This is a genomic window from Delftia tsuruhatensis (assembly GCF_903815225.1).
GTDB lineage: Bacteria > Pseudomonadota > Gammaproteobacteria > Burkholderiales > Burkholderiaceae_C > Comamonas > Comamonas tsuruhatensis_A.
The window spans coordinates 2,175,229-2,187,561 of record NZ_LR813084.1 but is presented as its reverse complement, the minus strand read 5'-3'; the positions used below and the strand labels follow the sequence as shown (position 1 = coordinate 2,187,561).

Genomic DNA, 12,333 nt, shown 5'->3' with positions numbered 1-12,333 from the left:
TGAGGAAATACCCATATTTTTGACGCTACAATAGCGTTCTAGTCGGAGCGTAGCGCAGCCTGGTAGCGCATCTGCTTTGGGAGCAGAGGGTCGCGAGTTCGAATCCCGCCGCTCCGACCATAGAATCAAGGGGTTAGCTCGAAAGGGCTAGCCCCTTTCTTCTAACCAAATTCATGGTCTTCTAACCAGAAGCCGCAAAAAGACAAAGCCCCCTCGGTGCCGTGATGGCTGCCGAAGGGGCTTTTTTGCGTTCTTGGCTCGCTAAACTGAGGCATGCTCGCAGCTACCCTCCTTTGCCTCGTTGTCGGCGTCTCCGATGGCGACACCATCACCGCCCGCTGCGGCCAGCCGGGCGAGTACCAGCAGGTCAAAGTCCGCCTGGGCGGTATCGACGCGCCGGAGAGCCGGCAGCCTTTCGGCGCTCGGGCAAAGCAGGCCCTGAGCGATATCACTTTCGGCAAGACCGCTGAGCTGCGCTGCAACAAGATCGACAGGCACAAGCGCCATGTGTGCTCGGTCTGGGTCGCGCCAGCTTCAACGCCAGACGGGCCGCGGACGATCGATGCCGGTATGGCGATGCTCACGCAGGGCATGGCCTGGTGGTACAGGGCATACGCCCGCGAGCAATCTCCCCAGGAGCGTGGGCAGTACGAATTCGCCGAGCAGGAAGCCAAGGCCAAGCGCGTGGGGTTGTGGGCAGACGCCGAGGCGGCGCCGGAAATGGCCATGGAGCAATGCCCCGAGGACTGAGCACGGCACAATGCCGAACATGATCAGTCGCAGTCTCTCCTGGATGCTCCAGCCCCCTTGCAGCAACCATTCTTCTGCTGAACTCAGTCCGGGAAGCAGAGCATGATTGACCTTCGTGTCGAGTTTCCAGAGTTCTTTCTGCCTCGCTGCACGCTGCGCCGGATCCGCCTTCGTGATGTTGATGCGATTTTCGCGGGGCTTTCCCACCCCCGGGTGGTAGCCCACTACGGCGTGCGTTACGACAGCATCGAGGCAACGCGCGAGCAGATGTGCTGGTACGACGCATTGCTGGAAAATCGCCAAGGCATATGGTGGGGCATCGCATTGCCAGGAAGGGATGAACTGATCGGGGCCTGTGGCTTCAATGACTGGTCCCACACTGATCGCCGGGTGGATATGGGCTACTGGCTGATGCCAGAACACTGGGGGAAGGGGCTGATGCAGGCCTGCCTTCCCGTCATCCTCCGATTCGCCCTGAGGGTCCTCGGCGTTCATCGGATCCATGCGGATGTTGAGCCCGAGAACCACGCCAGCGTTCGCTTGCTGGATCGGTCTGGTTTCGTGCTGGAGGGAACCCTGCGCGATGTGGAGTACAAGGATGGGCGCTTCCTTAGCCTGCACCAGTACAGCCTGCTTTCAACTGACCCGAGGGCTTTGGCACTGTTGGCGGATGACACTCCCACCCTGCGTCCTTGCCGTAATGCGGATGCCGTGGCGCTGAGTGCTTTGGCTAGGAATAGCAAAGCACACTGGGGTTACCAAGAGGCTTGGTTAGTGGCTTGGGAATCCGCACTTACGATCACCCCGACGCAACTGAACGGACATTACGCCGTGCTGGTCTCGCCAGATGGGGCACCACTGGGCTTCTATGGGCTGGAGCACGACGAGAGCGGCTGGCAAATTGAACATTGCTGGGTAGATCCCTTGGCCATGGGGCGCGGTCACGGACGGCGCCTTGTGGAGCATGCCCTGGCTGTAGCACGCGGGCTTGGAGCGAGCACTCTGCTGGTGGAATCGGATCCTTCAGCTCGCCCCTTCTATGAGCGACTAGGAGCAAAGTATGTGCGCGCTGTATCGCGCCCCGTATGTGGTGAGCCTCGGCAATTGCCGATACTAGAGTGGCAATTCGACGACTGATCACAAACGTGGATTCAGGTCTGTTGACTGTTGGTCGTACTTTAGGCTGCCAGCACCTGTGCGCACGCCATCAGCGCGGCCAGCACCCTCCGAGAGCCGGGCCTATGGCGGCGCATAGCGTCAACCGGCCCCGATAGAGCTTTGCTGCCATACAGCGCCCATTCACCTCTAGAGCCTGAGAGGCTTTCATGCAGTACGGTAAGCCGAAGATCATCGGCGGCAAGAATATCTTCATCGTCGACACGGCAATGAGCGTCGCGGATGGTCGTCTCTACTACGAGTACTGTCGCAAGGGGGAGAGCAGCATGTCTTTCCTTCGCGCCGTCGACCTCATCTCCGGTGAAGTGCTCTGGGAGCATCGCATGCGCGATACCGAAGGATGGGGCTGGACCGTGGACGGCGGCCATCTGATGCTATGCGACCAGATTCTCAATGCCCGCACAGGGGAGTGCCTGTTCGATTTTTGCACCGTTCCGGGCATGGAATCCAAGCATTGGCCCGTTCCAGTGGCGCTGGACCCGCACCGCTGGCTCATTGAGGCGAATGAAGGCAATGGTGAAGGCCGCTACCTGCTGCTGGACCGACGCACTTGGAAGGGTCGCACGCTGACACTGGGCCTGGGGCACGCCTTTGTGCTGGAGGATGCTGTCTATGGCTGGATCGAACATCCAGTGCCTGCGTTGAAAGGAGAGCGCCCGGCCGTGCGCCTGGAACTGCGGCGTTGGTATGAGGAGGACGGCCGCACCGAACATGTGCTGTGGGTGGACAGCCCGCGCGATCTGTACTCGCCCAGCGCGGCGGACGGCTGGGCTGTGGTTGGCCCTGGCAGCCGCGACAGCGTCAGCATCGATGCGCCCTGGCTGCGTATCCACCCTGCCAGCGGGCAGGTGCAGGTGATCACGCCACCGGTTCTCCCTGAGGATGGCAGGCAGCAAGTTCTGACCCAGCGGGTGGGCCTTCACGACGGTACCGTCTATTTCTGTATTCCGAACCATGGCATGTACGGCTATGACATTCGCAACAACCGCTTCGGGCCACGCCTGTCGCCCGGGTATGTCCGCGCCCCTCAGCACCACGACGGAGCACTCTACGGAATCCAGGACCGCCAGGAAGAGGGGCGGGAACGCACATACCTTGCAGCCGTGGACCCCGCCAGCGGTGAACTGCGCTGGGAAATGGCGTGCAGCAGCCTCAATTTCAAACATCTGAGCGTGGGCGAGCACGGCATCTTCGTTGGCATTGCGGGCGGCAAGATTGAGCATCTGGCGCCGGCGGGGCCCAAGCGCGGAACCAAGCAGCCAGTGCCGACAAGGAGCAAGGTCACCACTGCCAGCACCATTGCCCCAGACTCACCTTATGCGCACCTGCTGGATGACCTGCCCGCGCTGCTCGATGCCGCAGAAAAGCGCCTGTATCAAGATCATGGCAACGACCGCTCGGTCGTAGCGGCGGCCTGGTGCCACCCCTGGGGCATGGTGGCCTGTCTCGAATATGGCGAAGACCCCGACTTCCCCACCCTGCGCCTGCTGGACCTGAAGGCCGACGACTGGATTACATTGGACTGCAACGACCTGACTGATGCTCCCATGGTCCACGGTATCGCCTTCGTGGACGGACAGGATGGACAGCTGGACCTGCTGCTGCACGATGGCAGCCGACATGCCGTAGAGATCGACTTGGCCGCTCGCGTCGTCCGCTGGAACGCTGTGCCGGCATAGGCAAGCAAGAACGTAGGCAACGCCGGAGCGGCCAAATTGAAGCGCCACGGCCTGCCTCAAGGAAACCTCGGTCAAGCGGCAGTCAGGGTCTGGACCTCAGCTGCGTGCCCTGCAGCTTTTGCTGCGATGTCGCCATACGCTGCGCGGCAGTCGTCGTATACGGCGTTGACAACAAACGCCTTACGCATACCCAGGAGCGCATTAAAAAGCGCTAATTATTGCAGGACCAGCTTCATAAATATTTCTCCCACAACATAGTTACTCACGCAGTGAAGTCCAATAGCGATAAAGCTTTTGAATGTCTCCTGAGCACAGCAAGGGCATAGCAGCTTCAATCGCTGGCATAGGCCAGTCCCACCAGCGCATCTCGAGCAACATCTGCACTTGCTCCACTGGAAATCGCATTCGAATTACCTTTGCAGGGTTTCCCCCAACAATAGCATAGGGCTCGACATCCCTGGTGATCACTGCTCTGCTGCCAATGACAGCCCCATCCCCGACTGAGATACCGGGCATGATCATCGCTTCGGATCCAATCCAGACATCATTTCCGATGACCGTATTTCCAGCCGGCATGAATGCATCGCTAGCAGCGGCAAAAGCTGACTCTTGCTGCATGTAGAAAAACGGGTAGGAAGACACCCAGTCTGATCTGTGCCCTTGATTTCCGGCCATGATGAAGGATGCGCCAGACCCTATTGAACAAAAGCTGCCAATGATTAGCCGGTCAACATCGGAACGGTCTGCCAGGAGATAGCGCGCACAGTCATCAAAGCTGTGTCCATGGTAATAGCCTGAGTAGTAACTGAATCTCCCGACTTCGATGTTGGGGTTAGTAATCTGCTCGCTCAACAGTTTTCCCTTAAATGGACTTTCAAAGAAGTTTTTCATGAACGCCATTCTGCATCACTGCTGCGCACGATCAAGTGGCTGCTTCCAGCCTGCTACCTGAAACGTAACAGAAACACGCCCCGAATCATGGCGCTACCGGATCGGGATCACGGGCCAGGCTGCGCCGAGGGTCTGGACATCAGCTGCGTGCCCTTCAGCCTTTGCTGCCATGTCCCCATACGCTGCGCAGCAGTCGTCGTATACGGCGTTGACGGCGTTGACGGCGTTGACGGCGTTGACGGCGTTGACGGCGTTGACGGCGTTGACGGCGTTGACGGCAGTGGCGTACTCAAGGACGGCGGCGGGGGAAGCGCTGGCAAGTCGGAGGGCAGCATCTGCGGATTGCTCGCGCGGCCGTCAGAGACAGCGAGTAGATGGTCACGATCACGGCGCAGCAGCGCCTCGCGGTCACGGGCGGCATTGAGGGCTCCTTGGTACTTGGTGTTGATGGCCTGCTCGGCCAAGCGCACGCGGGCGTCGGCCGCGCGCTGGGCGGTGCTGGCGGCCAGCCGTTCCGTGGCGGCCTCCAGCCGGACATCGGCCAGTTCGGCGCCCAGCCGCGCGCCCTGGTAGCTCCAGGCCAGGAACGCCGCAAGGGCGGCGGCGGCCGCATGGGTGTAGAGCGCGGGGATCACCGCCCACCCCTCCACCAGTACCACCATATGGCAATCTCACTCGCACCACAGCGCGAGCACGATTTGCGCGAGGTCTTCAATGCTCTGCGCTGGCTGGTTCGAGCAGGTGCGCTTTGGCGGCTGCTGCCCAATGACTTGCCGCCGTGGGAGGCGGTCTACCAACAAAGCCGGCACTGGCTGGATGCGGGTTGCTTCGAGGCCATGGCATCTGACCTGCGCTCCATCATCCGTGTTGCGCAGGGGCGCCAAGGCCAGCCCAGTGCCATAGTGACGGATGGGCGCACACATTGCAGTCCAGTTGCGAGAGTGGAAGCAAGGTCCAGATGGCCGTGGATACCTTGGGCCATCTGCTTGCCGTGCATGTCACGCCAGCCGACGAACAAGAGCGGGCCCAAGTACGAACGCTGTGCGAGCAAGTGCAGCAAGCCACAGGCCACTCGGTGGATCTGGCCTGGGCAGATGCGCGCCAGGCAGCCCAGGACAACGGGATTGATCTACAGATAGTGAAGCTGCCCGAAGCGAAGGAGGGCTTCGTGCTGCTGCCCAAGAGGTGGGTGGTGGAGCGCAGCTTGGCTGGTTGGCGAGATTCCGCCGTCTGTCGCGAGACTATGAGCGGCTGCCTCAGGTGTTGAGTGGCTTGCACTTTCTGGTCTTTGCCGTTCCCATGCTGCCAGCTGCGGCTCAGATATTGGCCTCGACGAGAAGTTCATAACACGCTCTAAGGGCTTTTGTCTGCCCAAGGCCCGTTGCCCACGCCCGATCAGGGCATGCCATTGGCCCCGTGCCGCAGAAAACCTGCGCGCTGGCACAGCCGTGCGTGGTAGGCCCGCACGGCAGGCAATTCGGGCCGGCCACCGAAGCGCTCCAGCGGCGCGGCCATCCATCGCTGCACGGATAGCCCCAGCACGATGTCCGCCAGCGTGAATTGCGCACCTGCGGCGTAGGCCTGCGTTGCAAGCAACTGCCGCTCCAGGATGGCCATGTGGCGATTCCAGCCCTCGATACCGCGAACCAGCAGCACCGCATCCTGGTGTTCCGCGCTGTTGCGCACCAGACCCATGAAGGCATAGCGCCATGCGTTGTTGAGCTCGGTCGCCTGCCAGTCCATCCACTGCTCCACCAGCGCCCTGGCACGGGGCTCGGCAGGCAACAGGTCCACACGCCGCTGCCGGGTAGCGAGATAGCGGCAGATGCTGTTGGACTCCCACAGGACGAAGCCGTCATCGAGCAACACGGGCACCATCGCGTTGGGATTGAGCGCCAGGAATTGCGCCTCCTGGGTACTTCGGTGCCCTGAGCCCCATTGCTCATGCGCATGGGCAAGGTCGAGCTCCGCGCACAGCCACAAGACCTTGCGCACATTGATGGAAGATGACTTTCCCAGAATCGTGATCATTGCTTCATTGCCGTTGCTAGCTGCCCCTGGCAAAGTACTGGCGCATGCCTGCGGCCACTCCTGCCGACAGCATCGACCATAACGCATATGCCGCCAGTCCCGAACGACACACTGCCCTCCTTCGCCGATACCGGACTGTGGACGGCCTCCATCGACGGCAGCTCCCTGCCCAATCCCGGTGCCATGGCCATCGGCGCAGTCATCCTGGCACCCGACGGCAGTCGCCATGTGCTGTCGCAGGCCTTGCACGCCCAGGGATGCAACAACGAGGCCGAACTCAGGGCCCTGATCGCAGTGCTGCGCAGATTGCGCGGACTGCATGCGGCAAGGGTGTCGATCTCCACGGACAGCAGCATCCTGGTCGAACAACTGGCCTCCGTACGCCGCACGCCCCGCCCCATCCTCAGGCTGGCCGCACTGTTCGAAGAGGCCAGAACCATGCTGCAAGGGTTCGAGCAGGTCCAGTTGCGATGGGTGCCCAGGCACCGCAACACCGAAGCGGATCTGCTGGCCAGAGCCGCCTTCGGACGCGCGCAGGACGGCTCAGCCGTCTGAGCGCTCCAGGCGCCGCAGGAACACACCCAGCTCCTTGACGACCTGGGCATCGCCCTTGCCCTGGGCGCAATCCAGTCCGGCCGTCCAGGCCTCGCGCGCCGCCGCCTGGTCACCCATTTGCAGGCAGGCCTTGCCGAGCAGCTTCCAGGCCACGGAATAACCAGGATCCAGCGCAGTGGCCTTCGCCAGATGAGCCCGCGCCACTTCGGGTGAATCCGCCTCCAGATACGTCTTGCCGAGCGTACAGCGCAGCATGGCCGAATCCTTGCCTGATGCCAGCAAGGCCTCCAGCCTTTGGGTCATTTCATTCATCTCTCGCCATCCATCCACATCGGGTCGGACCTCCTTGTACCAGCAATTCACGCCGGCAGCCCACACGAACAGCCCCTGGATCCGAACGTTGCTGCAACGCAGCATCCGAGGTATAATCTCGCCCGTTGTCTGCGCAGGCAATGCTGTATCTCACGCCGGCGCGTCGTGCACTACGACGAAAAAAACAACGGTGACAGCTGCAGAGACGTTCTGCCGTAAAACGATGGCCGCGTAAGAGCCATCGTCCAATTGCAAAGCCCGCTTTCCAGCGGGCTTTTCCTTTCCCGGACACCGTTCCAGAAAGTGGCGCCTGACACATGGCACGGTCACGTGCATCCAGCCCCTGCCCCACCCGGAAAAGCAGATCGGGAACGCCTTGCAGGCGCGCGAACACGCAACTTCACATTCCTTGAGGCCCTTGAGCACCTTGTTTCAATTTACACTTGACAACCAGGAAGGACCAGGGGAGCTGACGCCGGCGCCCCCATTTCAAATCCCTAGCATGTGTCCCTTCCTGGATTGATCGCAGGAACGCTCCATTCAATGCCCCGGTCGCTTGCGCGGCCGGGGCGTTTTTTCCTGGAGAGAGGTTCGCCGGACACCGGCTTGGCCTGAAAAAACACCCGGTGCAAGCTTTTTCTCAATTCCGGAGAAAGTGTAGGCATATTTGAGAATGATTCTTATTTTCGAATATCATTCGACCTGTGCTGCAGCATTGCAGATGCTTGCAACAGTTCAGTTTCATCGTGGGGCGACTCGCCAGGCCGATTCAGCCTGCAGTCGTTTTTGCCAGCCAGCGGTATGCCGGTTAGCCAGGCGCTTTTTCAAGCATGATCGATTCCTGAGCTCCTCGGGCGCCATCGCCCTGATCAACCGCAGGGCAAGCAACCGCCCATGGAAAAGACCCGGTCTGCATCCTATGCAGGGCCGGGCCTATGCTTTTTTGCTTCAGTAGCCGCGGCGGCGCTGGCAGGCAGTACAGAATGCCACCAGCAGGGACAGCAGCGCCGTGGCCCATGCGCCGAGCGAAGGAATCGGCGCGGCCGTCGCTGCGACCGCAGCCGCAGGAACGACCAGGGCAGAGGGATCTTCCACGCGGCCATTGGCCGTCAGGTCGTCATCACCCAGGCCTCCATCCCGCAGCACGAAGGAGACGACGCGGCCTTGCAGGCTGGCAGGAATGCGATACCAGTGCGGCGTGACGTTGTCGCTGGTGCGCCCCCATTTCCAGTATTCCGCGCCGCCGGGCAGATCCACGGGATAGGTCAATCTGACGGTCACGAGGGCTCCCGCATCACAGCCATCGGTGCTCAGCTTCAGCAGCCCGTGCGGCACCGCGACTCCAGGGCGCGGGGCTGTCGGTGCCGCTACAACCTGTGGAGGCTGGGCCAATCGGCAACTGGCGCCACCGCCCACGATTTCACCCGCCACGGCTGCCTGGCCAGCCCCGGTGACGCTGAAACGATTGGCAGGATCAACGGCCGCCGCCGCGACCGCGGTCAACGGATAACTGGCGGAGACAGGTGCATGGACGCCATCGCTGACGCTCAGTGTCAGGCTGACCGGACCGGCCTCGGTCGCCAGGTAGAGGGCGCCACGGAACTGCGCCGAGACCTGGGAAGGGCTGCCGCGCAGCTGTATCCCGGGCAAGGAAGCATCGGCATCCTCCAGGCCAAGCACCCGGCCGCCGCTGGCGGCAACGGACAGAGTCACCACAGGGCTGTCGGCGTCGGCAACCAGCACATCAGCCAGATCGGCTGCCTGACCGACGGTCACGGTCTGCGCGCTGACAGGCAGCCCGCCCAGGGACGGCGCCTGGCCGCCAAAGTTCAATCCCAGCAAAATGGGATTGTGATCACTGGATCGGTAGGCCGTGGGCGCATAGAAGCCCGCCTGCTGCTCGGGAGACTTGTACTCGGTGTTGTAGTCCAGAACTTCCGGCTCCTGGGCATTGATCGCCCACTTCACCGCCGGGCCGGCGCTCGGCTCCAGGCTGCGGCTCACGAACACATGGTCCAGCGAACCCCACATGCCATCGAAGGCGTAGGAATGGCCTTGGGACACCTTGACGTAACCGCCGCCTTCCAGAGTCGTGATCGGATCTTCCTTGGCATAGGCGTTGAAGTCCCCCACCAGTACCACATGCGGGCTGCTCGTCCCTGTCGGCCGGGTCGCCAGCCACGCGCTCAGTTGCTGAGCAGTCTTCACACGCGCCGCGTTGTTGGCCCCCTGGCCATCGGCCGCATCGGCGTTGCCCGTGCCACCCAGCACACTGCCCTTGGACTTGAAATGGTTCACCACCAGGGTGAACTGCTCGGGGCGGCCGGCGATCGCGAAGGTCTGCGCGATCGGCACGCGCGCTCCACCGATGCTGCCATTGAAGGCGTCATAGGTGGCGACATTGGGCACAGCCGCAGTTCCCACCGGGGCGACACGGTCGCTGCGATAGAGAATGGCGACGGTGATGGCATCGGTGCCCGCGCCAGCCACAGTCGCGGAGGCTTCACTGAAAGGCGCCTTGACCACCGCATACACGGCACCTGCCGGCTTGTCCGCACTGGCATTCAATGCATCAGCCAGGTCCTGGATGGCGCTGCCTGGACCGAAGCCATTGTTCTGCACCTCCATCAGGCCATATACGTCTGCCCCCAGACCGGCCAGATTCGAGACAACCTTGGCACGCTGGCGCTCCAGCTCTAGCGCGCTGTTGGCCCCGCGAATACCTTGCTGATTGCCCAGCGGTGTGGTGAACATCACCTGGGATGAGCCGCTGGTGGCTCCCGTCAGGTTGAAAAAGTTCAGGACATTGGACGAGGCGATCTTGACCGTGGAGGCGCCAACGGCCTGATGCAGCTCGGCCGCCGTAGGGCGCTGCGGCCCCGTGAAACGGACGGCCTGCGTGGGCTGGACACGGTAATTGGTCAGGTAGGGCTGATCGGAGGCTGCGTCGTAGAGCTGGTCGAGCACACCGATGATGCGGTCCACTCCATCACCCGCACGCAGCGTATTGGCGGCCGACAGCGCAAGCCCGCCCCTCCCCGGCACCGTGGCGGGATTCTGGGCACTGGAGCGGTCGTCGAGGATGATCTGGCTGCGTTGCAGCTTTTGCACATAGGCCGCATATCCGGAGCGGCTGGGCGGATTCACCTCGGTGTACTGCGCCAGCGGCGCATCGGCGGACAGGGTGACATTGCCGTAGCGCCCCAGCGTGCGGTTATCGGTCACCACCAGATTACCGCCCGTGGAGGACACCACCTCCACACGCATGCCTTCCAGGCGCTCCCATTGCGCCATGTCGCCAACCGGCAACGAGATACGCACAGGGACCGGCATCTCGGATGGACCACGGAGTACGAAGTCCGTGAGATAGCCAAGCTGGGTCTGGTCGCGAAACTCGCTCACCGTGCCGGAAACCTGCACCCGCTGCCCCACGGTACCGTCATCCACCCCGGGGTTGGCATTGCCATAGTAGACGAAGAGACCTTCCGATGTGGCATCGTCGCCATCGGAGTCGGCAGACTCCTCCTGCAGAAAAAAACCACTCAGCCCGGGCATATAGGCCGTCACCACGGCGTCCACCGTCACCTTTGCGCCCTCCATGGGCGATCTGGCGCCAGAGCCCTGGACAGCCGAGATTCTTGTGGCCACAGGCTCTCCACCCGTGGTGAAGTTCAGCGCCGCCCCGGCCCAGGGGTTGCCCGATGCATCAACCACAGGCACACCCACAGGCACCAGGCTATAGGCCTTATCGGCAGCCAGCCGCACGCCCGCCTTGAGCGTGATGCGCGATCCACTGAACTGAACCTGCCCGGCATTGGCAGCCAGCAGGGTCGCCACCACATCTGCCCCCTGGCGCAATTCGAAGCTGCCGCTGCCGGCCCTCACCGGCTCGTCGAAACTCAACTGGATGTCCGGATTGAGCGGCACGCCTGTCGCCGCCTCGGCCGGCGCCGAAGCCAGCAGCACCGGGTCCGTGGTATCCGGCAATGCCAGGGCCAGCGAGAGATCGTCAATGGCCAGGCCGTGATCGTTCCCCACATCGTTGACCTCCGCCCAGCGCAGCCACAGGATGCCTTCCGGCGCCCAGGCCAGGCCGCGCAGATCACCACCCACGCCGCTCACCCGCCCGGCCACATTGCCATCCACGGAGCCTGCCGCCGCCGTGGCAACGGGAGATTTCCAGTCGAAAGTCCCCTTCGGTTGAATCCACTCGGGCACCTCGGCAAACGTGGGCCCGAAGCCGTACTCCAGCGCCATGGTCTGCTGGCTGGTGTTGCCGCCATTGCGCCATTGCTCGCCATTGAACCGCAAGCTGATGCCATCCACCAGGCCGCCCGTGTCATTGCGCACCGCCAGTGCAATCCAGCCCGCGACCGCCCCCTGTGCCGGGCCTCCAAAATAGGCTCCACCCGATGCCACGCCACCCAGAGCACGATCGGCATTCAAGCCCAGGCTGTAGAAGCTGCCCGTATTGGATGCACCACTGCCCACGACATAGGTTGTGATGGCAGCCTGGCTTGCGTTGTAGAGAAACCAACCCGGCAATGTCGCATTGTTCGCCCAGACTGCGGATGTTCCGGTGGCCGCCAGGCCATCGAAATCCTGCGCATAGTTCCCCGTGAAGGAAACCTGCCCCCAGGCTCCGGTGCAGGCAGACAGCAACAAGCCTGCACCATGCAGCTTCCAGCGGTGGCGACCCACGGACGGGTCCGGCGGATTGGTGGATTGGAATGTGAAAGAGAACAGGTTGGCAACGATGGACATAGGTGCGCGGTTCAAAACAATGCGCCCCCTCCCATGGTTGCGCAACCTCCGATTTATGGCGTACCGGCATGACCAGCCTGTGACCAGCCCCCCCACAATTCATCGCGCATGTGCCTCGGCAAACCAGCGTGTCTTCCACGGAATTCTCTCGACACGCTCCCTCGTCCTACATGCG

Annotated in this window: 9 protein-coding genes, 1 tRNA gene and 1 pseudogene; 6 read left to right on the top strand and 5 right to left on the bottom strand. The window is 62.3% G+C overall.

The window, feature by feature from the left end:
• The first annotated feature begins 43 nt into the window (after positions 1-43).
• The 4 genes from L1Z78_RS09890 (at position 44) to L1Z78_RS09875 (ending at position 3,605) form a co-directional block, all read left to right on the top strand.
• A tRNA-Pro gene (locus tag L1Z78_RS09890) sits at positions 44-120 on the top strand.
• Between the two features lie 153 nt (positions 121-273).
• The gene (locus L1Z78_RS09885; RefSeq protein ID WP_234641324.1) at positions 274-750 is read left to right on the top strand and encodes a thermonuclease family protein; all 477 of its coding nucleotides are present in this window, start codon (positions 274-276) and stop codon (positions 748-750) included.
• Positions 751-852: 102 nt separating this feature from the next.
• Positions 853-1,887 (top strand): GNAT family N-acetyltransferase, encoded by a 1,035-nt coding sequence (locus L1Z78_RS09880; RefSeq protein ID WP_234641323.1) that lies wholly within the window; start codon positions 853-855, stop codon positions 1,885-1,887.
• A gap of 188 nt (positions 1,888-2,075) precedes the next feature.
• A complete protein-coding gene (locus L1Z78_RS09875) occupies positions 2,076-3,605 on the top strand; it encodes a PQQ-like beta-propeller repeat protein (RefSeq protein ID WP_234641322.1) in 1,530 nt (509 codons plus the stop codon).
• A 258-nt stretch (positions 3,606-3,863) separates the two neighbouring features.
• Here L1Z78_RS09875 and catB read toward each other — a convergent pair whose 3' ends face one another.
• Both catB and L1Z78_RS09865 read right to left on the bottom strand, forming a co-directional pair.
• Positions 3,864-4,496, bottom strand: coding sequence for a type B chloramphenicol O-acetyltransferase (gene catB / locus L1Z78_RS09870; RefSeq protein WP_234641321.1), 633 nt, complete (start codon positions 4,494-4,496; stop codon positions 3,864-3,866).
• 107 nt (positions 4,497-4,603) lie between these two features.
• On the bottom strand, positions 4,604-5,158 hold the full coding sequence (locus L1Z78_RS09865) for a hypothetical protein (protein ID WP_234641320.1): 555 nt from the start codon (positions 5,156-5,158) through the stop codon (positions 4,604-4,606).
• Positions 5,159-5,173: 15 nt separating this feature from the next.
• Here L1Z78_RS09865 and L1Z78_RS09860 point away from each other — a divergent pair.
• Positions 5,174-5,843, top strand: a pseudogene (locus L1Z78_RS09860) (IS5 family transposase); the annotation flags it as partial.
• Positions 5,844-5,891: 48 nt separating this feature from the next.
• Here the strand turns inward: L1Z78_RS09860 and L1Z78_RS09855 are convergent.
• Positions 5,892-6,527, bottom strand: coding sequence for a glutathione S-transferase family protein (locus L1Z78_RS09855; protein ID WP_234641319.1), 636 nt, complete (start codon positions 6,525-6,527; stop codon positions 5,892-5,894).
• An 87-nt stretch (positions 6,528-6,614) separates the two neighbouring features.
• Here L1Z78_RS09855 and L1Z78_RS09850 point away from each other — a divergent pair, with 87 nt between their 5' ends.
• A complete protein-coding gene (locus tag L1Z78_RS09850) occupies positions 6,615-7,082 on the top strand; it encodes a ribonuclease HI family protein (RefSeq protein ID WP_234641318.1) in 468 nt (155 codons plus the stop codon).
• Here L1Z78_RS09850 and L1Z78_RS09845 read toward each other — a convergent pair.
• Complete coding sequence (locus tag L1Z78_RS09845; protein ID WP_234641317.1) at positions 7,071-7,394, bottom strand: tetratricopeptide repeat protein; 324 nt, start codon at positions 7,392-7,394, stop codon at positions 7,071-7,073. The genes L1Z78_RS09850 and L1Z78_RS09845 overlap by 12 nt on opposite strands.
• Before the next feature lie 948 nt (positions 7,395-8,342).
• Complete coding sequence (locus L1Z78_RS09840; protein ID WP_234641316.1) at positions 8,343-12,158, bottom strand: ExeM/NucH family extracellular endonuclease; 3,816 nt, start codon at positions 12,156-12,158, stop codon at positions 8,343-8,345.
• Between the last annotated feature and the right edge of the window lie 175 nt (positions 12,159-12,333).